Genomic DNA, 25,770 nt, shown 5'->3' on the forward strand with positions numbered 1-25,770 from the left:
AGATTAAACCCTTATAACACTAGATATTTACTAGTATTACAAGGGTTTTTACACACACTTTTTGTCCTATAAGCCTAATTAAATATTATATAAATAAAGAAGGTACCTCATTTCTGAGATACCTTCTTTATGTTGCAAAGCAACTTACAATGTTTTTTTGGGATTCATAGCCCAATCTGTACTCTTATTATAAGGTATCTCTATTATTATGTCAACTAGCTAATAGATAGGTGCTGATTCAGTTTATGCTTTATTATCGATAGGTCATTGTCATTGATTCTTATATCGTATAACGGATCTAATTTTTTCTTTGGTGTAATTATTCTCTGTTTACTGATAGTTGTTATTTGACTAATGTCGACAATCGAGCCTTGTTTCATATGTTGTATAAGAAGGATGACTTCTTTGTGATCCATAACTATTTTATGGATGCAGCTGATGAGTATTTTATTGTAGTTTTTCTCAAATGTTTCTTTATCAGGTGCACTATGTACGAGTTCTATGAGTCTTTCTCGTTCTTCACGTAATCCTGGATTTGCGTATATATCTATCTTGTCCATAAACTTCGCAATTAGTAGATCTCGAACGCTTACGGTTAGTTCGTGTTCCCATGGGAATGTCCGAGTTTCGTGTTTTGCTTTTTTAGATGTTAATGGGACTATTGTTAGTGTCTGGCTTTTCTTTCGATTATCAGCATCTAAAACTATCGCATAGTGTGGCATCCCAAATTCATATCCGACTCTATGTCCTAAGTCAACAAATATAATTTGTCCTTGCTTGTAACTAGGCAAGAAAGCAGGATTAAATATTTCTTTGGTAATGTGATAATTTATATATGTTGCTAGCCATTTTACGAATGATTGCGCATACATTTGGTCTTTCTTATATAACTCAGAAATGAATTTCAGAAAGTTCTTTGCAGTTTTTCTATATAGCTGCTTAAATTCATCAAGTGATAGAAGTTCCATTTAATCACGCCCTGTCTATAAAATCACATTGTAAATAACAACTTTGCCAAATATATTGACCTGTTCACTATTTTTAATATCTATTAAGTAATATCGTAATGCTCGGACACTAACTCGTCACAGAACAATAGTTCGTATTAAATAACATGATAATAAAAGTTTATATGATCTAAATCTTCTTTTAATTGCTGATTGTGAAGTATACGTTCGATTATATCAGCCTGTAATTCTGTGTAAAAATCGTCGTTATTAATATGCTGTAGTTCGTGCAATACCCCTTTTATTTGTTTTTGCTTTGATTTATTAGAATTAACCAATATTGTATATGTTCCATCATCATTAGCATGTACAACCGCTGTTTGAGAGGGGCGTAATGCGGTGTAGATGAGGTTTATATTCATAAATTATCAAATCCTTAATGGTAAAAAAATAAGAGCTATAGCGTTATACTATAGCTCTTATGGACATGTGAATAGGTAGGGTGACCTTCCTATATCTCCTAATTGGGAATAATCCCGCCGGTGACGGCTACCCGTTCCGTCCTCTGATTCACAATGTATATTGTAACTATAGTATATACTTCTATTTATTGATTTGTATAGATGGCTTTGGTGTATCTTTTGGCAAAACGTAGTCTGTAAAAACAAGTTTTACTCATTGCCTTTTAACCTATTAATTAAATCTACTACATAATCTATATCATCTTTTGTCATATCCTCGGCAGCGTCGAATAACAAACGCATGTCGGGGTTATTTTTTAGTTTGTTCGCATATTCTGCTACCTCTGGGTCTGTGTAGTAACCTTCGTTAGGGGCTTCTTCTAAAAAATAACTTTTGCCAACGTGAAAATGGTCAGCTAGTTTTTGTATAACTCCCATTCTAGGCATAGCTTTTTCTAATAGCCATTTACCTACCGTTGATTCACTAACTTCTAATATTTTTGAAAGTTCTACTTGGTTAATGTTATTCTCTGCCATTATTTGTGCGAGTCTTTGGCTGAATAGCTTTCTCATTTCTTCTGTTGATAACGGCATAATCTTTCTCCTTAATTATAAAAGTTAACTTTGTACTTATATATTAGAATAAAATTCTAATAAAAGCAATGTTTTTATTAGAAGAATAGAAATAAATTCTTGACACTAGAATTTATTTCTAGTAAAATGAATTCAGAAAGTGAGGTGATAGAAATTGCAAATACAAATTTCGTTAAAAGCCGCACGAGTTAATGCAGAGCTTACATTAATTGAGGCGGCTAAAATTATTGGGATTGGGAAAGATAGATTGTTAAAATGGGAGAAAAACCCTGCTTTAGTTAATCCAATCTATCAAAAAAAGATTTCTGATGCATATAAAATTCCAATTGATTTAATTTTTTTTGGAATTTAACTAGAATTAAATTCTAGTGTTTTTAAAAGTTACGAAACAATAGATGAAAGGAGGAAGGATATGAAAGGCAATAAAAAAGAGCCTTGCGCTAACAAGGCTCTTTCAAGTGAAGATTGGTATACAGGATTAACATTTACAACATTATTTTGGTTTTGCTATTTGGAAGGTATGATGCTAGGTGCGATTGTGAGTATGGTTGGATTAATTTGTGGGAAATGTAATATTCTTCAACGTCCTATTTTGTGGATACCGAACCCGCTAAGGTGGCTAATGTTACGAAAACAAAAATAAGTTGTTTAACTGTAATTGTAAAACCATGAATTTCAATAACCGTATTCATAAGCATAGCGAAGTCAGTTAAATCGGGGTTGGTTGTTACATATGGCTCATCTAGTGGAGCAGTTTGTATGACGTCTTCTAGATCCTCTTTGGGTAACTTTTCTAAAGCCTTCTTTATGGATTTAACTTCTTCAGAAAGTATGCTCTTTCTAATTTGTGCATTCATAGAGATATAAGATTTTTCATAAGTATTCATGAAGTCTTGAAATTCCTGTTGAAATGAATGCATTGGCTCTAGTTGGAGTGCGATACTTTGTGATACATGTATTTGGTTTTGCATAAAGGGGGTCATTGCCGATTGCATAGCGGTTGATATGTCTGAATTTATTATTGACGACATTGCTGTATTAATTAGTGGTAGATGAAATTGTATTTGGTGTAATTTCGATAATTCTCGCATTTGTTTGAATGGGTCTGGGATATAAAAATTTTCTTTATCGTTCATTATAATTACCTCCTTTCTATAACTATTATAGCAAAATGAGGTTGGTCATTTAGGAGCTGATGCGTATGGAAATAAAAAAAGAGATAAACCGAAGTTTATCTCTTTTAAAGTAATGCTCTTACTTGTTAATTTAAGGAGGTTTATCGTGGATTATTATACTTATGTTTTATTAACGCTCGCATTTTTAATATCAACATTTATTAACGTTACTGTAGCCGGTTTCTTAACAATAAAAATGTTTGAGTTTGTAGAAAAGAAAATTTTTGAATTAGATACAGACAGACTTAAAGGCATCACCAAATGGCGTGATTGAGTACATTCCTTTCTTAACTATTACTTTAGAATACTGTTCTGGGTTGTTTTGAACCAAAGAAATTCCTTGTTTAAATTCAATTAGGTTTTCATAAGGTAAATAACAACTTTCATTAGAAATAGACATGACATGGTCTATTTTGGCTAATCCCAATCGATTAAGATTATTAATTGCTATAGAAGTATCAATATCTATTAACTGTGGAATTGTAGGGATGAGAATTAAATCTTGTTTTGTTAGCAAAGAATATGTTGCGTCGGTTTTATCATGTAAACGAATTTCGCCTAGTGGGCCATTTTTAGGAAGAATAGATAATAATAAGGCGTCATGAGGCGAGAGTTGTTTAATAATTTCGACAAAAGAACGATGGATAATTGTTTTTTTTCGTGAATCCATATCAGCAGTTATTAGTCTAGCAAACATTTCCCTAATAGATTCTTCCTCGATATAGAATTTAGACGCCTCTAAAGCTGGTCCAATAATACTTAAGGTCGGTTCACTTTTATATTCATCAGGAATATCGGTATAATGCTTTTCTACTGATTGTTTGAATTCTAAAAAATCTTGTTCATGCTTAATAATCTTTTTCTTAGCCCATAAATTAACTGGTGCTAAAAAAGCATTCCAAATATTAGATAGTGTTTCGCCAGCAGCATTAGCAACAGGAGTTAATGCTTTGTTTGCTGGTTCTGGCAAATTAAGATTGATGTTTAAATCCATAGTAGTCACCTCCTTTCTATATCCATTATAGCAAACGAGGATGTTAGGGAAGTAATACTAATAAACAGATAAAGGAGGTGGAAAAATGAATGAAGTGATGACTGTAAAAGAGGCTTCGAAGCTGTCGGGGCTAACAGAGCAAGCCATTAGATGTGGTTTAAAAGCAGGTAAATTGCCGTTTGGATTTGCTTTTAAATCAGATAATTCTAAATGTTGGTCATACAAAATTATGAAGAAGCGATTTAAGTTGTGGTTAGAGGGGAAGTTGTAAATAATATGAGCAATCTTAGATTTTATAGGCGTGCTGCAGGATTCTTCAAAGGTGAAATGGCTGCGGAACTTCGTATACCTACAGCTATGTATGATTTGATGGAACGAGGCAAGTTATCTATTCCTGCAGAAGACCAAGTAGTTATTACAGGTCTTATATCTGAACGCTTGGGGGAATTTATCGATCCAACTGAAATTTTTTAGGAGGGAAATTATGGTGTTAAAAATAATAGCATTCCTATTGATGATAGGAACAATGGGAGCACTTGAAATAGATAGAATTGAAATGATGCAGGCCATTATCCAATTCATACTAGCTGGTGCGGTATTTATTATTTCAGAACAGGCAGATAGAATTAAAAGTTTAAAAAGGAGATTAGGCCATGACTGAACAGGAAGTATTGTACAACGCTTACCGTGATAGCGGTCAGATTTCCAACGAAGAAGTGGAAAATATGTTAGGTTGGTCGAACGATAAAGTAAGAAATATTAAGGCGAAGCTAAAGCGTAACGGCTTTATCGATTACGACTACGGCAAACCCGTAACAATCCTTAAGGCGTATCGTGAATATGTAGAGCGTCCGGAAACTTTCAAAGCGTCCATCTACAGAGAAATGTTAGAAGTCTACATGGAAGATTTCCGTAGCCAAGATACGTTCAAGGATCGCTTACAGGTGGGTCAAGAAATCCGTATGATATTAAAGGCTATCTAGCTATTTGAGAGGAGGTGAGGCCATTGCGAGACTGTACAACGTGCCAAAATAAAGATTACTGCATTCCTGATGAATGCTTAGGCACAAAAAAAATGCCCTCACGCACGGCAATGCGTAAAGGGCACATAGAAAAATATCCATTTAAAGTATATCACATCGTTAAACCGAAAGGAAATAAAACAATGATCGAGTTAAAAATCACAGTAGATAAAGCCGTTGAATTAGAACAAGAGGTGAAAGACCTATATCAATCCATCGTAGGCGCACCGGTTAAAGACGTAGAACCAGCGAACTGGACAACTTGCGATGTTAAGCCCGATAAGAAGGACGCTCCAAAAGTAGAAGCTCCTGCTCCTAAAGTTGAACCTGTTAAAGAAGAAGCACCTGCTCATAAGGAAGAAGCAGCAGCAACACCTACAGTGGAACCAGCAAAAGCTGGAGAACCTAAAGTGGAAGCACCAAGCCTTGAAGCAACTCGTGAAGCAGTGAAAGACGTAATGGCAAAAGCCGCTGATAAAACGAAAGCAAAAGGCGAATTCAAAGCCTTTTTAGATAGCATCGGAGCGGAAAAGGTAACATCTGCTACCGATGAACAACGCATTCAAATTATGGAATGGGTGAATAGTCGTGGCTAAGAAACACGCCTTACTAGGTGCATCAAGTAGCGCCAGGTGGCTAGTGTGTACCCCTTCAGCAAGGCTAGAAGCGATGTTCCCTGATGAACAATCACCGTATGCTGCGGAAGGAACTGTAGCTCACGGCCTGGCAGAAGCAACCCTCCGGCATAAGCTAGAAGGCAAAAAAGCCCCTAAGCTAGATGACTACTCTACTGAAATGATAGAAGCCGTTAACCGATATGTTGACATCTGCGAAGAAAAGGTGAACGAGGCTTGTGCCCGTTCATCTGATGCGGAAGCCATGATTGAAGCAAGGCTCGACTTTTCTAGGTGGGTACCGGAGGGCTTCGGTACCGGCGATATGGTAATCGTAGCAGACGGCATCCTGGAAGTAATCGACCTGAAGTATGGTAAGGGCGTTCCAGTGAGTGCCATTGAAAATACACAAATGCGACTCTACGCATTAGGTGCTTACGACGTTAACGAGTTCCTGTATGACGTTAAATCGGTCCGTATGACCATCGTTCAGCCTAGACTGGACAGCGTATCTACCGATGAAATGGCACTTGAGGAACTGCTTGATTGGGGCGAAGAAATAAAACCAATCGCGCAACGTGCTTGGGAAGGTATCGGCGAATGTACGCCTTGTGATTACTGTAATTTCTGTAAAGCTCGGCACACCTGTCGAGCATTAGCAGATACTTGCCTTGCTACATTCTACAAGAATGGCGGTAAGCTCAATCAATTACTCACTGACCAAGAAGTGTCCGACATCCTAGCGATGAAAGATTTAATCACGAAATGGATTAAGGGCGTTTACGACTTTGCATACGAGAAAGCATTATCCGGTGAAAAGCAATGGCCGGGCTTCAAATTAGTGGAGGGTACATCAAGACGTACTATCACGGATCCTGAGGCGGCAGCTAAAACGTTACTCGATAATGGCTATAGGGAAGAAGACATCTTCAAGCCTCGAGAACTCGAAGGTATCACTAACTTGCAAAAGGTACTCGGTAAAAAGGGCGTTGCCGAATACTTAGAAGCATATATTGATAAACCGGAAGGCAAGCCTACGTTAGTCCCTGAGTCGGATAAACGACCAGCGATTAATACCGTGGAAACAATGGCAAATGAATTCGAGGATGAGGTGTGATATGCGCGTTGTAACCGTAAAAGCAATTGCCAAAGAGCTTCGTGAGCGAGGGCACTACCTCGACGAGCTCTACCAAATCACTATTGCATATGCCACTAGCTTACACGTTCGATACTGTGCAGTTGACGCTAAATGCAAGGCGATAGAACGCTACTACCAAGAAGAATTAGACACAGACAAATATTCTTGGGAAGAAGATGACGAATGGACTGCTTTAGATGATGAGCGGTCCGATATCGAAGATGAATTAGATAATTTATTTAATACAGTAATAGGGTTCGAATATGATTGTAACCCATTTAAGAAATAAGGAGACCGTAACAATGGCTAAATTAACAACTGGTATCGTAAGACTTTCCTATGCAAACATCGCTCAACCTCGTAAAAACGACGACGGCAAAGCAAAATATAGTTCCCAAATCATTATTGATAAAACAGATAAGAAGACTATCAAGGCTTTTGAAAAAGCAATCGAAGAACTTAAGGCTGATCCAAAAGCAGTAGCTAAGGTAGAGGGTAAAGCTGCTTACTTGAAACTCAACTTACGCGACGGTGATACTGATGAAGCAGTAGCAGACCAACCTGAAACATATGCTGGCAAGTTCTTCATCAATGCGAATAGTGATAAACAACCTATCGTATTCACTCGTGACAAAATCAAGATGGATCAATTCGACATTGAAGAAGAAATTTACTCAGGCGTGTATGCGCAGGTAGCACTTTCTGTATTCGCTTACAACTTCAACGGTAAGAAAGGCGTAGGCTTTGGTCTAAATGGTGTCCGTAAAGTTAAAGATGGTGACCGCCTTGGTGGTGTTCACGTATCTGCTGATGACTTTGGCGACGACGATTTAGGCGATATGGACGATGACGATTTAATCTAAGGAGGCAATTATGGAGCTCAGTATTGATGTGGAAACGTACAGCGACTGTCCGATTAAGTTCGGTACACAGCGATACGTTGATGATGAGACATTTGAAATACTGCTCTTTGCCTATAGCTTTGATGATGAACCAGTCGAAGTAATTGATATGACAAAGAATCCACTACACGAAAGGGTGGTGGACGCTTTGTATAATAAGGAAATTACAAAGACCGCATTCAACGCAGGATTCGAAATGCTTTGTCTAAAAAAGTACTTCCCTGATGTGGATTACACGAACTGGGAATGTACCTCTGTACTAGCGTTATACTGCAGTTTACCTGCAAGCCTTGATAATGTGTCTAAGGCTTTACGATTAGGTGAAGCCAAAGACTCAAGAGGTAAACGGTTAATCCAATTTTTCTCTGTACCACGAAAACCAACTAAGACGAATCCTAAGACACGAAATATGCCTGAGGATGCGCCTGATAAATGGGCGGAGTACATTGAGTACAACCGTCAGGACGTAGTGGTTGAGAAGGCGATTCGTAAACGCCTGCTTTCGTTGAAGCCGCCTGCCATTGAACATGAGTACTGGCTACTCGACCAAGATATCAACTGGCGAGGCGTGAAAGTAGATATGGAACTCGTCGATGCGGCGCTTGCCTGCAACGACGAAATTGTAGAAGAAGCTACCGAGTCATCTAAACTATTAACAGGATTAGAGAATCCTAATAGTACTATGCAACTTAAGGAGTGGCTAACTGCAAGACTAGGATATGATATAGAAACAATGCGAAAAGACGATGTATCAAACCTCTTGGCACAGGATATCCCTTCTGATGTTCGCAAGGTACTACAAAATAGACAGGTACTCGGTAACTCCTCTATTAAAAAATACTTGGCCATGAAAAATGCCGTATGTTCAGATGGTCGCATCCATGGCATGCTTCAGTTTTATGGGGCGATGCGTAGTGGACGATGGGCAGGTCGTGTAGTACAACTACAGAACCTCCCTCGTAACTACTTAGAAGATTTAGACACGGCCAGGGAAGTTCTAAAAAGTAGAGATGTAGAAATGCTAGACCTACTATACGGAAATCCTGGTGATGTGATTAAGCAACTCATTCGTACGGCTCTTGTAGCAGAGGACGGGCACCGATTTATTGTAGCTGACTTTAGTGCTATTGAAGCCCGTGTTATCGCATGGCTAGCTCACGAGCAGTGGCGCCAGGATGTATTCGCTCAAGGCGGAGATATCTATTGCGCTTCAGCATCAAGCATGTTCCACGTACCGGTCGAAAAGCACGGTGTAAATGGCCACTTACGGCAAAAAGGCAAAGTAGCGGAACTGGCACTCGGGTATGGTGGCGGTGTAGGAGCTATGAAAGCGATGGATACTAAAGGAGAAATTCCAGAAAGCGAACTCCCTGGAATCATCGAAGCATGGCGACGAGCCAGCCCACGAATTACGAGATTTTGGAAAGATGCAGATAGCGCAGCCAAAAAAGTTGTTAAGACTGGCGAACCTGTACGAATTAGGCAAGGCAACATTAAATTCTTTAAATCAAAAGGGTTTATGTTTATCGAGTTACCGTCCGGGCGTAGACTTGCCTATGCAAGACCTCGATTAGGGCTTAACCGGTTCGGTAGTGAATCGATTGAATATGATGGAATGGATCAGGTTAAGAATACATGGGGCAGAGTTGAAACCTACGGCGGAAAGCTCGTCGAAAACATTGTACAAGCTGTTGCAAGAGATTGCTTAGCTGCAGCGATGTTACGGCTTTCTAAAGCGGGTTACAAAATTGTAGCCCATATTCACGACGAAGTGGTTATCGAAGCACCTATAGGCGAAGGCAGTTTAGATGAAGTAATCGATATTATGTGTAAGCCCGAGTCCTGGAACGAGGGCCTTATATTAAATGCAGCAGGGTTTGAGAACCCTTACTATATGAAGGATTAGGAGGATAATTCTTATGAAACTTACAAAAAACCAAATTCAACAACAACGCGAAGCTATCGACGGCTTATATGAACTCGTAAAAGAAGCTCCTGCAAGCGAACGCAAAGACTCCGCTATGGCGTATTGCGAAGGCTGTATCGCCGCTTGCGATTTAGGTCTTAAAGTATTAAACGGTAAGAAAACAGAAGATACACCTAAGGCGGATAAAAACCCAACAGTAGAAGAACAGGCTACTGCTGAAGAAAAGCCAAAACGTAAACGCGTGGCTAAGAAAAAAGACGAACCTGTAGAAGAAAAGTTACCGGTTGATGAAACCCCAGTAGTTGATGAAACTCCTGAAGAAGACGATTTAGACGATTTGTTATAGATGAAAGGATAGCGCCTTATGAGGGTATTATTTAGTTTATCAGTTGGCAAGCTGTATGACCTAGTACGGCGCAAGCAAGTGAATTCTTGGTCACCTGCTGTACATTACCACGTGGATTGCGGGCAATCGTTTGCCTGCTTGTGGCCCTCAGTATCTTCCGGTATGGGTAGAATAGTAGACCCTTATATATCAAATGAGTTCTATTGCCCACAATGTGGAGAACTCATTAGTACGAGAGGTGCCGAATGTGATTGTGTAGCTGATGCTTCCGGTACCGCCCATGTTCCACTAGATATAGAACTATCGGTCATTGATCGGGGGAAAATCCTCGATGTTAAATTCAACTATCACACAGTATATGTTGATAACGATACACAATCTATCTACCCTGGGCACAAACCACATCTCGTCGATATATTGCGCTTCGATTTCAAGCAAGGAAAAGTGTTCTTAGTTCAAAAGAAGCGCACTCGCGCCGATATAATATCAGAAATTGAGCCTAATATATCGGTGTTTTACTCAAAATCATTGCCCCTATACTGGCTAGTAGCAACTCCAAATTGCCGGTTATCGCAATATAAAAAGGAGCTGCAGACTTTTGCTAAAGTGCTAAAACAAGCTTACTTCGCTAAGTTATCAAAACGAGTTGGGTATCAAGTTAAACCAATCAGACAAGGGGTACTACTATCGTCCAAATACGGCGCGCTCGATAACTTACTCCATAATCTAGTATGGAAGATGTACGCGCCGGATGCGCCTGCGTTAAATGACACTCTAGTTAGAGACCATGACGCCTACTTCAGACCTTTCGGGGCTAATTTAACAAGTACTTCTGCTATTACTGAGTTAACCAGTACCGGCGTACCGTTTATCAAAGCTCTTATTCAGCTTTATAAAGTACCGGATAAGCGCTGGGTTAGAAAATTACTAACTATCCGTCCTTTCTTCTATATCAAAGTGATCCAAACTGCTAGCAAGGTATTCAAAAGCATGGATTATCAGAAAGCATTTACAGACCTTGTGGCAGAGGAAGGCGGTAAAACTGGGTATATCCAATCCTGGCCAATATGGAATGATGGACAAGCTTTGCTTATTGTTACTGATTTTCTTAAGCTTATGCGTCACCAATACGGTGAACGCCGAGTCCTATTATTCTTAAAAAACGCTGACTCCTACTCGGAAGTAAAAGATACTGCGGATATGTATAATCGGTTATCAAGAGCTAGGAAGAAGGAGATTTGGGCTAGACGTATCCAAATTAAGGATCTGCATGACGAAATTGTGTGTATATCCAAATTTGAAAAAGCAGAAAATGTTCCAGTACAACGCAGCATGCTACATAAAAAATTAATAGACTCCGTTGGTGGTCTAGATTTTACTGTGGTTAAAACAACACACGACATAATTCGACTAGGCGTTCAACTCAATAACTGCGTAGGTACCTATGTAGAAAAAGTTAAAGAGCAAAAATGTGCTATTGTTGGCGTGTTTGAAAACAGTCGTCCAGTAGCGTGTATTGAGGTAAATCCTACGGATACCTCTGAAGCCTTTACAGTAATACACCAGGCTAAGCTTAAAAATAACAGGGGTGTACGCGATAATCACAACATTAATTATGCTGTATGCCAATGGGTTAAAAAGCATAAATTACAAGTACCTAAATATTTAGGGGATATTCATTTTGCGAAGGGAGGAGCGATGTAACATGGATACAAATATCATAATAGCTACGGGCAAAAGTCGCTCCGCCCGTAGCTGGAAATCGCAAAAAATGACTTGGAGTGCTTTGGCTAATAAATTGGCTGAGCCTATTGTAACCAATGAAACGGCTGCTGAATACGCCAAGATGTCTAAAGCTGATCAAGGCCAAAAGAAAGATGTCGGCGGTTTTGTAGGCGGTTATATCCCTAAAAATGGTAGACGTGTAAGAGGCGCTGTGATAGAGCGGTACTTGATTACTCTTGATGCGGATAATCCTAGTGAGGACTTCCTATTAGACCTCGACATGGAACTAGGCGGAATGGAATACGTGCTATACAGTACGCACAGCCACACCCCTGATAATCCTCGATACCGCATCATCATTCCCACCGATAGAGCGATGTCTCCCGATGAGTACCAAGCCGTATCAAGACGAATTGCCGATGATATTGGTATTGAATCTTTCGATTCCTCTACGCACCAGGCTGAGCGCCTTATGTACTGGCCTAGCCATCCTAAAGACGTCGAATACGTATATCAGCATAGTGAAGGCTCACTTGTTTCAGTAGATACCTATTTGAGTACTTACAGAGACTGGCGTGATACGAGCCTTTGGCCAACATCGGAAAAGGAATCACAAATTCGCCTTGATGCGGCCAAGAAGCAGGGTAACCCTTTAGAGAAAAAAGGCCTTATTGGTGCTTTTTGTCGGAGTTACAGTATCACGGAAGCGATAGAAAAGTTCCTTCCCGGAGTGTATGAGCCGACACAAGTTGAGGGCAGATACACATATACGGAAGGTAGCTCAGTAGGTGGTTTAGTAATTTATGATAACGATACCTTCGCTTACTCCAACCATGCAACTGACCCTATCAGCGGTAAGCTCGTTAATGCGTTTGACCTTGTCCGCATTCACTTATTCGGCCCCGAAGATATTGGTGAGGACCCTGCGACTGCAGTTACTAAATTACCAAGTTACAAAGACATGATAGACTTTGTAAACGAAGACGGCGCAGCACCAATCCTGCTCGACAAGGAACGTATGGCAGATATGGAGTTCGAAGATATCACGGACGATGAAGAAGGCCTGCGGGCAAAACTTAAACGTGACCGTAAAGGTAATCCTGAGTCTGACGTATTTAACTGTTTGCTGGTTCTTAAACAAGACCCTGCCTTAAGAGGACGTATATGTCTTGACGAATTTGCGCACCGGTTAGTTGTAACTGACGACCTGCCGTGGCGAGGTAAGGATGCGACCCCTTACTGGACGGATACCGATGATGCGTGTCTTCGTAACTACTTCGCCACAAAATACCTTATAAAGGGTAAAGGCATCATCGATGATGCGCTCCAGGAGGTAACGCAAGATAATAAATTCCATCCTGTACGGGAGTACTTAACCGGTTTAACTTGGGATGGTGAATGTAGAGTTGATACTCTCTTCATCGATTATATCGGTGCTGAAGACACCGATTACATTAGGGCTGTTACTCGTAAATGGATGTGTGGTGCCGTTGCTAGGGTAATGACGCCTGGTGTGAAGTTCGATACGGCTATTGTATTATACGGTGCGCAAGGTTTAGGTAAATCGTTAATCCTAGAGCGGTTAGGCCGTAAATGGTTTAACAACTCACTCGTTGACATCAAAACCAAAGACGCCCTAGAACAAATTCAAGGCTCTTGGATAGTCGAACTCGCCGAACTTGCACCGACCTACAAGAACGATAATGAAATCGTTAAGGCCTTTATCAGCCGTACCTCTGACCGGTTCAGGTCACCCTACGGCAAGCGCACTGAAGATTATCCCCGCCAATGCGTATTTGCGGGGTCTACTAATACGTTATTATTTTTGAAGGACCGTACTGGTAACAGACGATTTTGGCCAATCACAGGTAATGCAGACAGCAAAAGTAAAAATTCGTGGGCTATTACAGACGAGGAAGTGGATCAGCTATGGGCGGAAGCTTTTTATTATTGGTCTGAAGGAGAGCCACTAGATTTAGATGATGAGTTAAAAAAAGAAGCCATTAGGGCGCAATTATCGCATACAGAAGGCGGCGAACTCGTAGGCCTTGTTGAAGAGTACCTCGAAATGCTACTTCCTGAAGATTGGGAGTCTAAAGACATCTACGATCGCAGGGAGTATATTCGGAATTATGGCGATGACGATCATTGTGGTTCAGTGCAGCGGGAGCGGGTGTGTGCCCTCGAGATATGGTGTGAAGTGATGGAGGGGGACAGGAAGAACCTGCAGAACGCAAAGGCACGAGAAATCATTGACATTTTGCAATCTATTAAAGGGTGGAGCCCTTATTCAAAGAGCGTTGGGAAGATGCGTTTTGGGAAAATGTACGGTGTGCAAAGAGCGTTTGTTAGGGATGCGAACACTCTCCAAAATAAGGCTAAAACGATAGCTAAAAATCGTAAATAATCGTGTTGCCGATTTTTGTTGCCGATTAGCTAATTTTTATATATTGATGTTTATCGAAATAATTTTTATGCAACTATATACATCGATATATTTTGATATGGCGAAAATAATCGGCAACGGCAACACGTGTGGCAACAAAATCGGAAACACGAAAAAGATAGATACTATCTGTTTTAAATAATATTTGTTGCCGATGTTTCCTATTATTTACTATTAATTAAAAATAATAAATATATGAATAAGTGATTGTATACGTATACACGTAAAAAACGCAAATACGCGTATATATATATATGAGACAAAAAAACACAACATCGGCAACACAACCCCGATGAAGCCAGATAACATGTGGGCTGAAGCCTGTTGCCGATTATTTATTGAGAACGAGGTGAGAATAATAGAAAAGGATATCGAACGTTGGTTAGGAAATCAACTCAAAAAACGAGGGTGCATATATATGAAATTCGTGTCACCTGGAAATGATGGTGTACCGGACCGGATTGTAGTACTCCCTGGTGGAGGTGTTATCTTCATTGAGTTAAAAGCCACAACGGGCAAGTTAATGGCTAATCAACGAGTTCAGATTTCACGACTGCGTAAACAGGGTGCTTTGGTATTTGTCTTAACTGGAAAGCGGGACGCCGAGCTGTTTGTATATGACATAGAAAGGGTAATTCATGGACTTCCATCCGCACGAGTATCAAAGCATTGCAATACAACGGATCATTGATAATACCCATTACGGATTGTTACTGGATATGGGGCTCGGTAAGACAATATCTACACTTATTGCGATTGAACGGCTTATGTATGATTACTTTGACATAAAAAAAGTATTACTCATCGCACCTAAGAAGGTAGCAGAATCTACATGGGCCCAAGAAACGCAAAAATGGAGCGCTACAAGACATTTAACCGTGGCTAAGGTGTTAGGTTCCGAGAAGGAACGTATACAGGCCTTAGAGAGTGAATCTGACGTTTATGTGATAAATCGTGAAAACGTACAGTGGTTATATGACTATTATTTCGGAAAACCGAAAAAGAGGTTCCCTTTCGATATGTTGGTGATCGATGAAAGTTCTTCTTTTAAGAATCCACAGGCTAAACGATTTAAGGCTATGCGTAAAATGAGACCTCTTTTTAAACGCATTGTTATCTTAACTGGCACACCAGCACCAAATACCTTAATGGATATTTGGGCTCAAATGTATCTCTTAGATGGAGGTGAACGTTTAGGTAGGACGCTTACCGAGTTCCGATGCCGCTACTTTACACCGGATAAAACAAACGGTCACGTAGTATACAGCTACAGGCTATTGCCAAATGCGGATACTGCGATATTTGGTAAGATGCAAGATATCTGTATGAGCTTAAAAGCTAAAGACTATTTAAGTTTTCCTGAACGTAGCGAAAATGTAATCACGGTAGAAATGAGCCCGAAAGAATGGGAACTCTATAAACAGATGGAACGTGAGCACGTGCTTAGTTTAGTCGATGATGACGATGTGAGTGCACTTAATGCAGCAGCACTCGCCGGTAAATTGTTACAACTGGCAAATGGATCCATCTATAACGATGATGGTGAAATCGTAGTCGTCCATAATGAGAAGATTGAACGATTGAAAGAATTGGTAGAAACGAATGAAGGAAAACCGATGTTAGTATTCTATAATTTCAAACATGACCTTCAATCTATTAAAGAAGCGTTCCCGAAAGCCGTCGAATTAAAGACCGACGATGATGTAGCTGAGTGGAACAAGGGCAAGATACAAATGTTACTTGCCCACCCCGCATCAGCAGGATACGGACTGAATCTACAGGCCGGTGGCAATATCATCGTGTGGTACGGATTGACGTGGAGTCTTGAACAATATCAGCAAGCGAATGCTAGACTGCACAGACAGGGGCAGACGGAACCGGTGATTATCCACCACCTAGTAACAAAAGGCACGATGGACGAACAAGTCATGAAAGCATTAGAACGTAAAGAAGCAGGGCAAGATGCCCTCTTAGAAGCTATTAAGTATCGTAAAGAATTGTATAAGGAGTGAGATTATGCAAAAGAAATGTCAGAGTTGTGGTAAGACGTTTACTGCTGGGCAAGGAAATTATAAATACTGTGAATCCTGTAAGGCTAAAATGACACCACCTGCGCCTAAGCAGGGGGTATCTATTACAAAAAATGCAATAGTTGGCCAAAGTGTCGGAGTTATAGCTGATAGGGTCGAGGCGGCAATTACTTCTAAAATGGAAACGGTTGATATGGTTAACCATCCGCCACACTATAAGCTGGCAAACGGAATGGAAAGCATTGATGTAATTCGGGCCATTCTATCTCCCGAGGAATATAAAGGATGGTGCAAGGGTAACGCACTAAAGTATCAATTCCGTGCGGGTAAAAAAGATCCTGCTAAGGAGTCGGAAGACTATAGAAAAGCAGAATTTTTCTTGAGAGAGCTTAGTAATGGAGGCGAAGCATTCTAACAAATATGATAGAGAGCGATAGTTAGTGGATGAGGAATAGAGGAGTGATATATCGACCGTGCCGGATTTAAAGACCCGAGTAAAGAGGTCGAGGACTTACAGAAGGCTATACAGTATATCAAATTTGAAATCGAGTGGTTAACTAAGGAGAATACTCATGAATGTTAAACAATTATTCGGGTTAAAAAAAACGGTCAGTATGTATTAATATCGTATGTGAGTTTAATCGTGATACCGATAGCGCCGAAGTAGAAAGCGAAGTTGACGGCACTAACGTATGTTTGCAAGATTGTATGTTTGCCTTAGCTAGAGGTGTAAATCAAATAGCTAATAAAATTTCAGAGCGAACTAACATGCCAGAACGCACTGTTAGGCGTATGATCATTAAATTTATAGAAGCGGAGTACGAAGATGAGTAAAATTGATTGGACTTGTGCCTTTGTATGGCTAGTGGGCATTCCGTTAATGGGGGCTATCTTCTATGTAGGGATATTTAAGATTTTAAAGTGGATGATAGGAGTGTAAACAGATGAAACTAAATAATGATTTAAAAAGCTATATTGCAGATGTATGTGGATATATCGATTCTTTATTTTCAATACTATTAATAGTTTATTTAATAAAAGCTGCATTTTATGGATTTACAGATAATGATTGGATAGCATTATGGGTAGTAATAGTAGGAGTAGTATTTTGGCCTACTAAAAAATATGTTGAAAAATGGTTAGATGTAGAGAGGGATATATTTGATTAGCGGGGGAAATTCGCGGAAATAAAAAGGAGTGATATATTGACCGCAAAAGAGTATTTATATAAAGTCTTAGATGCAAATTTGGAGCTCAAAAGTAAAGAAGACGAACTAGAAACTTATCGACAGAATTGTTACTCTATTTCGGCTATTGATTATAGTAAAGATAGAGTGACTGGTGGTGCGTCAACGGATACATCTGATAAAATCGCTAAGCTTTTACAGTTAATTCAAGACGTTGACCAGCAATGGGCGGAACTTATTCAATTACGAGCTGAGGCCAATCGGTTGATTAACAATGTAGCGGAATCCAATTTGCGAGTGCTACTTATCCAACGGTATGTATTGGGGAAACCTTGGCAAGAGGTTGGTGAGTTTATGAATGTATCTGAAATTCATGCACGAGGTTACTTAAATGGATTGGCAATTCAGCAATTTGGAAAAGTTAATACAGATTAATACATGAGGTTTATGATATAGTGTACGTGTAGAAACTACGCAATAGTTCCTATTAACCTCTTAAAGCATAAAATACTAATCGCAGAAAAGGCACTCGCTTTGAGTGTCTTTTTTGCTGTTGAAAATTTATAAATATATTGTTGTTCTAATTAGAAAGGCGTATAATAAAAAGACAAAATATATTTATTTAAAATCTGAGACACTAGAATTGGGTGGTGAGCGTAACTATGGAAGCACTAAAGGTTGCAAAATACATTATTACAGAGTCAATGAGGATGGATAAACCTGTTAGTAATCTTAAGTTACAAAAACTTTTGTATTTCGTTCAAGGAGTAACTTTAATAATGACAGGGAAACCAGCATTTGATGATTCCTTGGAAGCATGGAAATATGGACCTGTAGTTCCTAGTGTATATTATAATTTTTCTTCTTATGGTTCAGATCCAATTTTAATGGAGTACATGTCTGATGTGGATTTAGATTCAATTCGAGATCACATAGACTATGTTATTGATACATTTAAAGATACGTCAGCAATATCTTTAGTTAATGAAACCCATAGGAAAGGTTCACCATGGTATTATGCGTACAATCAAGGAGATGGATTTATTAGTAATGATAAAATAAAAGATTATTTCAGTACTGAATATTTGCGGAGGGATGATGCATAACTATAGTAACCTTGATTTTTCTAAGATTCCCGAAGGTAATGAGCAAAGTTATGGTGAAAATAACAAAGAAATAGTTAAATTTATTGAACGATTAATGATTCCTACTGATGAATTTAAAAATAAGTTGGAAGAATGTCTTAGGGAGGTGGCTGATTCTTATCAGAATAATGACCGTCACTCTTATGCAAATATCTTCAATGCCATTATCCGACTTGCAGTTGAGGATAATTCGATTATTACAAAAGATGGCAGTAAATTATCTAATTTAATTGTTAATTTAGACACATTACATGATTATTTTCATGAACGTATTAAATGTGATAGCCAAGATGATAATAATATTAACTTTCTTAAGTCATTTAAAAAACAGTTTTTTAAACTTGAAGACCATATTCGTTTGGAATATGCACGAATTGCATTTTGGGCTCAATATCAAGAAAACGTAAAAACTCAATATAATATGCTTGAAACCAAAATAAGTAAATCTAATAATGATGCCGATAAAATAAACGTGTCACTTCAAGCGGCTAAGACGGAGATTGATTCTTTACGAGGAGGGCAAATAGCAGTTCTTGGTATTTTTATGACGATTCTTCTTACTGTTGTAGCGCAGGTTAATTATAGTGGACATTTAATTGCTATAGCTAAAGAGATAGAGGTAGGAAAAGTTTTATTATTACTATCATTGTTATTTATTTCTGTAGTTAATACGATAGCTTTTTTACTTTACATTGTTAGTAGATTAATTCATAAAAATATTTTAATGTCATGTGATGAAAATGAAAGCTGTTCTTCCTGTAAAAAATGTAATTTTATATCAAAATTACAAAAGAGAATGCCATATGTTTTTTGGACTAATGTACTAGCGTTTATTTCTGTATTTTTAATATGGTTAATATTTTATGCTGAATTAAATAGTTTTATTGCTAGCTTTAGCGTAAAGCACTCACAATAGTGGGTGCTTTTTCTATGCATATAAACTTGATAGAGTGGTTAAAAATTTAATATAAGGCGTAGTCATAACGGCTGCGTCTTTTTTGTTACCCGAAAAGAGGTGGTGTGATTGACAGATGTATATTGTGAAAAACGGATTTGTTTGAATAACGTCCGAGGATGGTGTAAGGCTAAAGGCATTCATATCAATGGCATGTGTCGGTCGTATGCACCTGCTGATACGTTAATTAAAACTAAGACCGCTAGAGTTGAAAAGCGGCGTGGTAAGTATCGTAGCCATGATACTAAGGTTTATAGATAGCGGACTGTGGATAACTTTTTCCATGGGTCCTTCTGCTGTGTATAAATCCAGTGCGGTCGCCGAGACCCCAAAAATTGCCTAGATTTAAAATTTTTATTGCGCTTGTTAGTTTTTGAAAGGAGGTCTATTTTCGGTGAAAATTTCGAAAGATTTAAAACTGCTTACGACGACGCAGACGGAAATGGGCCGAGTCCTTGGAATTACTCAACAGCGGGTAAGTCAACTTGTAAAGGACGATGTTGTAAAAATGTCTCCTACAGGGGCAGTTTTAGTCATCGAATCTTTAAAAAATTTCTACAAATACCAAACAGGTAATTCTTCTGATGCGGATGCAGGAAACGGGACAATCGATTTAAAGGCAGAACAGGCGCGGCATGAGCGTGCAAAACGGGAAATTGCTGAGCTAAAACTAGCTAAGATGGAAGGTGATGTGTACGACGCAAAAGTAGTTGAGATGGTTATGGTAGAAATGTTGTCTAATTTACGGACACAACTTTTAGGAATACCATCGAAGATGGGACCATTGCTAGAAGGTAAGACTAAAGAAGAGATTTATTCCGATTTAACGGAAGAAATCGAATCAAAACTCATGGAACTTAGCGAATATACTCCAGAATTATTCATGGATAACGAATGGGAAGGTGATGCGGATGAAGTCAGCAAGTAAATTGTGGCACATTATCACGCAAACAGGACTTAAGCCCACTCCTAAAACTAGTGTTAGCGAATGGGCCGATGAGTACCGCATGCTATCAAAGGGTATATCTGCAGAACCAGGGCGGTGGAAAACGAGCCGTGCACCATACCAAAAAGAGATGATGGATGCGTTCACACAACAGGGTATCCATAAAGTCGTCGTTAAGTCGGCCAGTCAGATAGGGAAAAGTGACATAATGAATAATGTCATTGGGCGGTATGCGCACCTTGATCCATCGACTATTATGATGATTCAGCCAACAGTTGACCTTGCTCAAGACTATTCAAAGTCCCGTATATCGCCAATGATTACTGATACACCTGTGCTTGGCAAGATATTTAACGCGAATAGCAAGGATACAAGCACTGCTAAAAAGAGAGATGGTAGCAATACGATTCTTTCCAAGTTATTTCCTGGTGGACGACTGATTATGACGGGGGCCAATAGCCCAGCAGGATTGGCTTCTCGTCCTATTCGTGTTTTATTGGCGGACGAAGTTGACCGATTCCCAGATAGTGCAGGAACGGAAGGCGATCCAGTAGACTTGGCGGCTAAGCGAATGACTACATTTTGGAATAATGTTATGGGTTTATTTAGTACCCCAACTAATGAGGGATCTAGTCGGATTGATGTTGAGTATATCGCGGGGACACAGGAGGAATGGCAACATGCTTGTCCTAATTGTGACGAGTATCATTTGCTAAGGCATATTGATATGATTTGCGATTACACGGAACATAAGGATGCAAAAGGCCGTAAGGTTGTAGTTGTGAATGATGTGAAGTGGCGTTGTCCTGACTGCGGTATGGAATTTTCGGAAATCGAGATGCGCCGTAGTCATCAAAAATACATATCGAAAAACCCAGCTGCGTTACAAAATGGTACACGCAGTTTTTTTGTTAATGGGTTTACGTCGCCATGGTTAAAGTGGGAGACGATCATGAGGGAGTGGCTAGAAGCTAAAGGCGACCCTGCCCGTGAAAAAGTAGTCATGAATACACGGTTTGGTGAAAGTTATGCACAAACTGGTGCATTTGAGGACTATCAACAATTTCTTAAGCGAAGAGAGGCCTATGGGGCTGAACTTCCTGATGGTGTTTTACTCCTAACGGCTGCCGTCGATACGCAAGATAACCGGTTAGAGTATGAGATTACCGGATGGGGACAAGGCGAAGAGAGTTGGGGGATTCGTAAAGGTGTAATTCTAGGTAAGCCTGATAATCAAGCAACTTGGGATGAGTTAGACAGTATTCTTGATAGGACTTATCGGTTCTCGAACGGGATTGGGCTGAATATCGTGCGGACTTTCATTGACTCCGGTGGGCATTACACAAGTAATGTGTATGAATATTGCACAAAGAATTTCCGCAAGCAACGATTTGCTATTAAAGGCTACTCCGGTACACCAGGCATTCCACTTAATTACAAAATAGGTAAGGCATCGGGAGCCAATATTCCACTTGTCATGCTTGGGGTTGATGATGGTAAGCAACAAGTAATGAATCGTCTAGCAATTGAGAAAATCGGGGCGAAATACTTCCATTATCCTCTCGATGAGGGTGAAACGGTACTCTCTAACCGCGGATATGATGAAATATATTTCAAAGGTATTATTTCGGAGCACAAAAAGCGGGTTAAAAAGAACGGAATTATCCGTGAAATTTGGGAACCAACGGCGGGGGTTCGTAATGAACCGCTTGATTTACGAGTCTATAACTTAGCCTGTGTGAAGTCGATTAATCCTAATTGGGATCAATTGGAAGACGTCGTACGCAATGGTGGCACTAAAGCGGTCGAGATACGACCTAAAAAAGTAACTAAACATAAGAAATCAACTCGCAGGGCATCTAGTTCTGCGAGTATTTATTAGGAGGATGTATGACGACAACAAGAATGTTGCTAAAGAATAGGCGATTAAAGCTATATGTTGCCGCAGAAGAAGCTATCCTATCCGGTCAAAGTTATACAATCGGGAATCGTACACTCACGAGGGCTAACCTAGCAGAGGTAACGGATATGATTGAAAAGCTATTAGCTGATGGGGCAACACTTGACGAGTATGATACCGGTACTAAAGGCAATCATAGGTCAAAGCGGGTAGTATTTAGGGACTAGGAGGATATGATGGCACGAAAACGACGAGTACAAGCCAAGTCGTGTATGCCGACGGCTAGAAATAGCGGGTACAGCGATGGTGGCGCATCTCAAACGAATAAAAGCCTAAAGGCATGGAATCCGCAAAAATTGTCAGCTAAAACGGATATCGGAGCTAACCTTACTGTGCTTCGTAATCGTTCCGCGGACCAAGCGATTAATACACCAATAGGATCCGCGGCAATTGTGACAAGTAATACGCACACAGTGGGGGCGGGGCTTAAGGTGTTTCCTAAGCCTAACTTTCAATTGCTAGGTATTTCCGCCGATGAAGCGCGGGAGTGGGCACGGAAAGTTAGAACCGAGTTCTCATTGTGGGCAGATTCGAAGGACTGCGACCTATATCGGCGCAACAGTTTCTACGATTTGCAAAGCATTATTTACCAAGGGTATATGACGGATGGCGATATTTTTGCCGTATTTCGTCGTAAGAACCCTCGACAGGACATGCCCTATACATTGCGACTGCAAATTATTGAAGGTACTCGTGTAAGCAACCCTCAAAGCGACAGCATGTATGTGTTGTCCGACCCGTATGGCGTGGAAATGAGGAACACTAAAACAGGTAATCGTATTATCAACGGGGTGGAAATTGATGCGGAAGGGGCTGTGGTCGCCTATTGGATATCCAATCGCGTGCCACAGGACCCTATTTCCTCCGGCGAACTTACTGAGTGGGTACGCGTTAGTGCTTTTGGCGCTAACACCGGGCTGCAAAATGTGTTACAAATCTGCCACGATACGCGCCCAGAGCAGTATCGTGGGGTGCCTTATTTGGCGCCAGTTATTGAAACCCTTAAACAGGTAAGCCGATACACTAATGCCGAATTGACTTCGGCCATTATTAAATCGTTTTTTGCTTTGTTCTTTACAGAATCAGCCAATAACAGCGCAACACTAAACGATATGTTGAATGATAGCGGTGTTGAAGACCCTAACGAACCTGTGGTGGACGTAAGTGAGTATAACCTAGGGCCAGGCACATTGAATGCTTTGCCTAAAGGGGTCGATGTTAAGTCGGTGGACTCTTCTAATAGCCAATCGACATACGACCCATTCGTTACACAGTGCTTACAGCAAGTAGCGGCAGCGCTAAACCAACCATACGAAGTTCTTATGAAGCGATTTACTTCGTCCTACTCTGCATCAAGAGCGGCGCTCTTGCAAGCGTGGGAAGAATACAAACTTCGCCGAGTATGGTTTGCAAGAGACTTTTGCCAGCCGGTCTATGAATCATGGTTGCGGGAAGCCATTGCACTCGGTCGGATTGACGCACCAGGGTTTTATGATGATCCTCTTATCCAAAAAGCATGGATGAACGCGGACTGGTTCGGTCCAACTATGAGTATCCTTGACCCAGTTAAGGATATGAATGGCAGCAACCTTCGCGTGGAAAGCGGGTTGTCGACTCGTGAACGCGAAGCAGCTGAAATGACGGGCACTGACTTAGAGGAAAATATTGCGCAATTGGCCTATGAACAAAAGCTAATTGAACAGTATGGGCTTTCTAAATCGGTGCCTGCTGTGCTAGCTGGCAGGGATAATCCTCCAGTTGGCACAAATCTAGCAGAGGAAGGAGGTGACAAGGACGATGAATAAGAAGTTTTGGTCTTTTTCTAATAGCATTGGGCAAAACGGCACGGAACAGTCTGAACTTATGCTGTATGGGGATATTTCTCAGCGGTCCTGGTGGGGCGATGAGGTAACACCTAAGCAATTTGCGGACGACTTGGCGCGATGTGGAACGAATGATTTGACGGTCCGTATTAATAGCGGCGGCGGGGATGTATTTGCAGCACAATCCATATATAACATGCTGAAAAGCTATGTCGGACAAGTAACGGTCATGATTGACGGTATTTGTGCCAGTGCGGCGACTATTGTGGCTTGCGCTGGGGATAAGGTGGTAATGCCGTCCAACGCCTTATACATGATCCATAATCCTTCTGTATGCCTCCTTGATTCGTATGATGCGGATGAGCTAGAGAAGATTACCAACTACTTGTCTAGTGTTAAGCAGACAATCGTTAATGTATATTTGCAACGCAATGTTAACGTTGCTGAAGACGAACTCAAACAATTCATGGATAACGAAACATGGCTTACAGCGGATGAAGCTAAAAGCTATGGGTTTATCGATGAAATTGGCGGAGATGTCGCAGAACAGGCTGTTATGAATAAAGGCTTGTTAGTCGTTAACAAGGTATCTTGCAAATATGCAGCCAAGAATGCAGCTAAAATTGAACAAGTTATTAATCAAAAGGGGGCAGAACCAATGCCAGAACAAAACGAAAAAACAGTTTTGAACAAAATTGCAGAATTGTTGGGTATCGATACGCAAGCGCCGGTGGCTGTGCCTACTGCTAATGACGCAGTAACGGTAGAACGCGAACGCATTGCAGCACTTGATGCTATGAAAAACGGCAATGAAGCGGTAAATCGTATTATCGAAGTTGCAAAAGCGAATGGGCAATCAGTCAATGATATCAAACCTTTTGTGGATTCTTTGGTAGATATGCCTAAACCACAAAATAAAGCTTTGGAAGCTATTACGCAACTAATTCAAGATAATATTCAATCCGGTGCCCAAGATGTGGGTGCGGTAGCGACTCCACCTGCAGACGATGCAGAAGTCCGACGTAGAAAAGCGTTGGATGAAGTCGTAAACTTTGCAAATTCTATGAGAGGAGCTAACTAATATGGCAATCCGAGAAGTAATTCAGGGCGTGGAATATGATGGTCTTTTGGGCGGTCCTGAATTCCCTACATTGACTAAAAACGTAACGGTACTATCTGGAACTACTTTGAAACGTGGTGCAGTTGTTTCCAAAAATACAGATGGAAAATACATAGCTGTCACTGCTGAACTAGGTCCGGCAGGTATAGTAGCCGATGATGTAGATGCATCTAAAGGCGATACAGTGGGTACTATTTATATTTCAGGTCGATTTAATCGCGAAAACTTGATTGTACCTTCTGAATTTAAAATTGCGGGCAACGAAGATAAGTTCGAAGCCGCTAATTTGTATTTGACTAGCATTCATGCATAG

31 protein-coding genes are annotated in these 25,770 nt (G+C 40.2%); 26 read left to right on the plus strand and 5 right to left on the minus strand.

From position 1 onward, the window contains the following. Window positions 1-215 precede the first annotated feature (215 nt). From EO120_RS05795 to EO120_RS05805, 3 genes are all read right to left on the minus strand, one after another. Window positions 216-968 carry a type II toxin-antitoxin system PemK/MazF family toxin gene (locus EO120_RS05795; protein ID WP_127134534.1) on the minus strand — a complete coding sequence of 251 codons (753 nt, stop codon included), beginning with the start codon at window positions 966-968 and terminating at the stop codon, window positions 216-218. Window positions 969-1,105: 137 nt separating this feature from the next. Then, entirely contained in the window at window positions 1,106-1,369 is a 264-nt protein-coding gene (locus EO120_RS05800) for an ImmA/IrrE family metallo-endopeptidase (RefSeq protein WP_127134535.1), read from the minus strand. 249 nt (window positions 1,370-1,618) lie between these two features. Further along, complete coding sequence (locus tag EO120_RS05805) at window positions 1,619-2,002, minus strand: helix-turn-helix domain-containing protein (protein ID WP_241234901.1); 384 nt, start codon at window positions 2,000-2,002, stop codon at window positions 1,619-1,621. A gap of 154 nt (window positions 2,003-2,156) precedes the next feature. Here EO120_RS05805 and EO120_RS05810 point away from each other — a divergent pair, with 154 nt between their 5' ends. Further along, a complete protein-coding gene (locus EO120_RS05810) occupies window positions 2,157-2,354 on the plus strand; it encodes a helix-turn-helix domain-containing protein (RefSeq protein WP_206512471.1) in 198 nt (65 codons plus the stop codon). 235 nt (window positions 2,355-2,589) lie between these two features. On the opposite strand, the gene EO120_RS05815 is transcribed toward EO120_RS05810, so the two are convergent. Beyond that, a complete protein-coding gene (locus EO120_RS05815; protein WP_127134536.1) occupies window positions 2,590-3,138 on the minus strand; it encodes a hypothetical protein in 549 nt (182 codons plus the stop codon). Between the two features lie 268 nt (window positions 3,139-3,406). Further along, window positions 3,407-4,171: a DUF4393 domain-containing protein gene (locus tag EO120_RS05820; RefSeq protein WP_127134537.1), complete on the minus strand. Its 765-nt coding sequence runs from the start codon at window positions 4,169-4,171 to the stop codon at window positions 3,407-3,409. Between the two features lie 85 nt (window positions 4,172-4,256). On the opposite strand from EO120_RS05820, the gene EO120_RS05825 reads away from it, so the two are divergent. The 25 genes from EO120_RS05825 to EO120_RS05940 all read left to right on the plus strand — a co-directional run bounded on the left by EO120_RS05825 (window position 4,257) and on the right by EO120_RS05940 (window position 25,770). After that, window positions 4,257-4,442, plus strand: coding sequence for a hypothetical protein (locus EO120_RS05825; RefSeq protein ID WP_127134538.1), 186 nt, complete (start codon window positions 4,257-4,259; stop codon window positions 4,440-4,442). Window positions 4,443-4,447: 5 nt separating this feature from the next. After that, entirely contained in the window at window positions 4,448-4,645 is a 198-nt protein-coding gene (locus EO120_RS05830; protein ID WP_127134539.1) for a hypothetical protein, read from the plus strand. 10 nt (window positions 4,646-4,655) lie between these two features. Continuing rightward, window positions 4,656-4,832 carry a hypothetical protein gene (locus tag EO120_RS09150; RefSeq protein WP_164725722.1) on the plus strand — a complete coding sequence of 59 codons (177 nt, stop codon included), beginning with the start codon at window positions 4,656-4,658 and terminating at the stop codon, window positions 4,830-4,832. Beyond that, window positions 4,825-5,154 (plus strand): hypothetical protein, encoded by a 330-nt coding sequence (locus EO120_RS05835; protein WP_127134540.1) that lies wholly within the window; start codon window positions 4,825-4,827, stop codon window positions 5,152-5,154. The genes EO120_RS09150 and EO120_RS05835 overlap by 8 nt, the downstream gene beginning before the upstream one ends. A 23-nt stretch (window positions 5,155-5,177) precedes the next feature. Beyond that, on the plus strand, window positions 5,178-5,789 hold the full coding sequence (locus EO120_RS05840) for a hypothetical protein (RefSeq protein WP_127134541.1): 612 nt from the start codon (window positions 5,178-5,180) through the stop codon (window positions 5,787-5,789). After that, the gene (locus tag EO120_RS05845; RefSeq protein WP_127134542.1) at window positions 5,782-6,924 is read left to right on the plus strand and encodes a DUF2800 domain-containing protein; all 1,143 of its coding nucleotides are present in this window, start codon (window positions 5,782-5,784) and stop codon (window positions 6,922-6,924) included. The genes EO120_RS05840 and EO120_RS05845 overlap by 8 nt, the downstream gene beginning before the upstream one ends. 1 nt (window position 6,925) lies before the next feature. Beyond that, on the plus strand, window positions 6,926-7,234 hold the full coding sequence (locus EO120_RS05850; protein WP_127134543.1) for a hypothetical protein: 309 nt from the start codon (window positions 6,926-6,928) through the stop codon (window positions 7,232-7,234). A gap of 13 nt (window positions 7,235-7,247) precedes the next feature. Then, the gene (locus tag EO120_RS05855) at window positions 7,248-7,808 is read left to right on the plus strand and encodes a DUF2815 family protein (protein WP_127134544.1); all 561 of its coding nucleotides are present in this window, start codon (window positions 7,248-7,250) and stop codon (window positions 7,806-7,808) included. A 178-nt stretch (window positions 7,809-7,986) separates the two neighbouring features. After that, window positions 7,987-9,753, plus strand: a complete 1,767-nt coding sequence (locus tag EO120_RS05860) for a DNA polymerase (protein WP_241234905.1) — start codon at window positions 7,987-7,989, stop codon at window positions 9,751-9,753. Window positions 9,754-9,766: 13 nt separating this feature from the next. Continuing rightward, window positions 9,767-10,120 (plus strand): hypothetical protein, encoded by a 354-nt coding sequence (locus EO120_RS05865; protein ID WP_127134546.1) that lies wholly within the window; start codon window positions 9,767-9,769, stop codon window positions 10,118-10,120. Window positions 10,121-10,138: 18 nt separating this feature from the next. Next, window positions 10,139-11,824: a PcfJ domain-containing protein gene (locus tag EO120_RS05870; protein WP_127134547.1), complete on the plus strand. Its 1,686-nt coding sequence runs from the start codon at window positions 10,139-10,141 to the stop codon at window positions 11,822-11,824. A gap of 1 nt (window position 11,825) precedes the next feature. Then, complete coding sequence (locus tag EO120_RS05875) at window positions 11,826-14,252, plus strand: virulence-associated E family protein (RefSeq protein WP_127134548.1); 2,427 nt, start codon at window positions 11,826-11,828, stop codon at window positions 14,250-14,252. A gap of 457 nt (window positions 14,253-14,709) precedes the next feature. Further along, complete coding sequence (locus EO120_RS05880) at window positions 14,710-14,982, plus strand: VRR-NUC domain-containing protein (protein ID WP_206512474.1); 273 nt, start codon at window positions 14,710-14,712, stop codon at window positions 14,980-14,982. Continuing rightward, the gene (locus EO120_RS05885; protein ID WP_127134549.1) at window positions 14,930-16,303 is read left to right on the plus strand and encodes a DEAD/DEAH box helicase; all 1,374 of its coding nucleotides are present in this window, start codon (window positions 14,930-14,932) and stop codon (window positions 16,301-16,303) included. The genes EO120_RS05880 and EO120_RS05885 overlap by 53 nt, the downstream gene beginning before the upstream one ends. Window positions 16,304-16,307: 4 nt before the next feature. Continuing rightward, complete coding sequence (locus tag EO120_RS05890) at window positions 16,308-16,736, plus strand: DUF3310 domain-containing protein (RefSeq protein WP_127134550.1); 429 nt, start codon at window positions 16,308-16,310, stop codon at window positions 16,734-16,736. Between the two features lie 529 nt (window positions 16,737-17,265). Then, a complete protein-coding gene (locus EO120_RS05895) occupies window positions 17,266-17,490 on the plus strand; it encodes a hypothetical protein (RefSeq protein ID WP_127134551.1) in 225 nt (74 codons plus the stop codon). Window positions 17,491-17,526: 36 nt separating this feature from the next. Continuing rightward, window positions 17,527-17,943, plus strand: coding sequence for a DUF1492 domain-containing protein (locus EO120_RS05900; RefSeq protein WP_164725723.1), 417 nt, complete (start codon window positions 17,527-17,529; stop codon window positions 17,941-17,943). A 275-nt stretch (window positions 17,944-18,218) separates the two neighbouring features. Beyond that, entirely contained in the window at window positions 18,219-18,614 is a 396-nt protein-coding gene (locus tag EO120_RS05905) for a Panacea domain-containing protein (protein WP_277600323.1), read from the plus strand. Further along, a complete protein-coding gene (locus tag EO120_RS05910) occupies window positions 18,607-19,569 on the plus strand; it encodes a hypothetical protein (RefSeq protein WP_127134554.1) in 963 nt (320 codons plus the stop codon). The genes EO120_RS05905 and EO120_RS05910 overlap by 8 nt, the downstream gene beginning before the upstream one ends. A gap of 433 nt (window positions 19,570-20,002) precedes the next feature. Next, complete coding sequence (locus EO120_RS05915) at window positions 20,003-20,536, plus strand: hypothetical protein (RefSeq protein ID WP_241234903.1); 534 nt, start codon at window positions 20,003-20,005, stop codon at window positions 20,534-20,536. Then, window positions 20,520-22,436 carry a phage terminase large subunit family protein gene (locus EO120_RS05920; RefSeq protein ID WP_127134555.1) on the plus strand — a complete coding sequence of 639 codons (1,917 nt, stop codon included), beginning with the start codon at window positions 20,520-20,522 and terminating at the stop codon, window positions 22,434-22,436. The genes EO120_RS05915 and EO120_RS05920 overlap by 17 nt, the downstream gene beginning before the upstream one ends. 8 nt (window positions 22,437-22,444) lie before the next feature. Next, window positions 22,445-22,681, plus strand: a complete 237-nt coding sequence (locus EO120_RS05925; RefSeq protein ID WP_206512472.1) for a DUF6148 family protein — start codon at window positions 22,445-22,447, stop codon at window positions 22,679-22,681. A 9-nt stretch (window positions 22,682-22,690) separates the two neighbouring features. Next, complete coding sequence (locus tag EO120_RS05930) at window positions 22,691-24,319, plus strand: phage portal protein (protein ID WP_241234904.1); 1,629 nt, start codon at window positions 22,691-22,693, stop codon at window positions 24,317-24,319. Beyond that, a complete protein-coding gene (locus EO120_RS05935; protein WP_127134557.1) occupies window positions 24,312-25,418 on the plus strand; it encodes a head maturation protease, ClpP-related in 1,107 nt (368 codons plus the stop codon). The genes EO120_RS05930 and EO120_RS05935 overlap by 8 nt, the downstream gene beginning before the upstream one ends. A 1-nt stretch (window position 25,419) precedes the next feature. Further along, a complete protein-coding gene (locus tag EO120_RS05940; RefSeq protein ID WP_127134558.1) occupies window positions 25,420-25,770 on the plus strand; it encodes a head decoration protein in 351 nt (116 codons plus the stop codon).

The sequence above is a fragment of the Veillonella caviae genome, from assembly GCF_003992125.1.
Lineage (GTDB): Bacteria > Bacillota > Negativicutes > Veillonellales > Veillonellaceae > Veillonella > Veillonella caviae.

Excerpts from the sequence above, each read along its gene's own strand:
- EO120_RS05880 (WP_206512474.1), top strand. The coding sequence starts at position 14,710 with ATGAAATTCGTGTCACCTGGAAATGATGGTGTACCGGACCGGATTGTA.
- EO120_RS05830 (WP_127134539.1), top strand. The coding sequence starts at position 4,448 with ATGAGCAATCTTAGATTTTATAGGCGTGCTGCAGGATTCTTCAAAGGT.
- EO120_RS05835 (WP_127134540.1), top strand. The coding sequence starts at position 4,825 with ATGACTGAACAGGAAGTATTGTACAACGCTTACCGTGATAGCGGTCAG.
- EO120_RS05940 (WP_127134558.1), top strand. The coding sequence starts at position 25,420 with ATGGCAATCCGAGAAGTAATTCAGGGCGTGGAATATGATGGTCTTTTG.
- EO120_RS05855 (WP_127134544.1), top strand. The coding sequence starts at position 7,248 with ATGGCTAAATTAACAACTGGTATCGTAAGACTTTCCTATGCAAACATC.
- EO120_RS09150 (WP_164725722.1), top strand. The coding sequence starts at position 4,656 with ATGGTGTTAAAAATAATAGCATTCCTATTGATGATAGGAACAATGGGA.
- EO120_RS05795 (WP_127134534.1), bottom strand. The coding sequence starts at position 968 with ATGGAACTTCTATCACTTGATGAATTTAAGCAGCTATATAGAAAAACT.
- EO120_RS05920 (WP_127134555.1), top strand. The coding sequence starts at position 20,520 with ATGAAGTCAGCAAGTAAATTGTGGCACATTATCACGCAAACAGGACTT.
- EO120_RS05890 (WP_127134550.1), top strand. The coding sequence starts at position 16,308 with ATGCAAAAGAAATGTCAGAGTTGTGGTAAGACGTTTACTGCTGGGCAA.
- EO120_RS05805 (WP_241234901.1), bottom strand. The coding sequence starts at position 2,002 with ATGCCGTTATCAACAGAAGAAATGAGAAAGCTATTCAGCCAAAGACTC.
- EO120_RS05910 (WP_127134554.1), top strand. The coding sequence starts at position 18,607 with ATGCATAACTATAGTAACCTTGATTTTTCTAAGATTCCCGAAGGTAAT.
- EO120_RS05850 (WP_127134543.1), top strand. The coding sequence starts at position 6,926 with ATGCGCGTTGTAACCGTAAAAGCAATTGCCAAAGAGCTTCGTGAGCGA.
- EO120_RS05825 (WP_127134538.1), top strand. The coding sequence starts at position 4,257 with ATGAATGAAGTGATGACTGTAAAAGAGGCTTCGAAGCTGTCGGGGCTA.
- EO120_RS05865 (WP_127134546.1), top strand. The coding sequence starts at position 9,767 with ATGAAACTTACAAAAAACCAAATTCAACAACAACGCGAAGCTATCGAC.
- EO120_RS05870 (WP_127134547.1), top strand. The coding sequence starts at position 10,139 with ATGAGGGTATTATTTAGTTTATCAGTTGGCAAGCTGTATGACCTAGTA.
- EO120_RS05895 (WP_127134551.1), top strand. The coding sequence starts at position 17,266 with ATGAAACTAAATAATGATTTAAAAAGCTATATTGCAGATGTATGTGGA.
- EO120_RS05885 (WP_127134549.1), top strand. The coding sequence starts at position 14,930 with ATGGACTTCCATCCGCACGAGTATCAAAGCATTGCAATACAACGGATC.
- EO120_RS05800 (WP_127134535.1), bottom strand. The coding sequence starts at position 1,369 with ATGAATATAAACCTCATCTACACCGCATTACGCCCCTCTCAAACAGCG.
- EO120_RS05820 (WP_127134537.1), bottom strand. The coding sequence starts at position 4,171 with ATGGATTTAAACATCAATCTTAATTTGCCAGAACCAGCAAACAAAGCA.
- EO120_RS05905 (WP_277600323.1), top strand. The coding sequence starts at position 18,219 with ATGGATAAACCTGTTAGTAATCTTAAGTTACAAAAACTTTTGTATTTC.
- EO120_RS05930 (WP_241234904.1), top strand. The coding sequence starts at position 22,691 with ATGGCACGAAAACGACGAGTACAAGCCAAGTCGTGTATGCCGACGGCT.
- EO120_RS05815 (WP_127134536.1), bottom strand. The coding sequence starts at position 3,138 with ATGAACGATAAAGAAAATTTTTATATCCCAGACCCATTCAAACAAATG.
- EO120_RS05925 (WP_206512472.1), top strand. The coding sequence starts at position 22,445 with ATGACGACAACAAGAATGTTGCTAAAGAATAGGCGATTAAAGCTATAT.
- EO120_RS05935 (WP_127134557.1), top strand. The coding sequence starts at position 24,312 with ATGAATAAGAAGTTTTGGTCTTTTTCTAATAGCATTGGGCAAAACGGC.
- EO120_RS05875 (WP_127134548.1), top strand. The coding sequence starts at position 11,826 with ATGGATACAAATATCATAATAGCTACGGGCAAAAGTCGCTCCGCCCGT.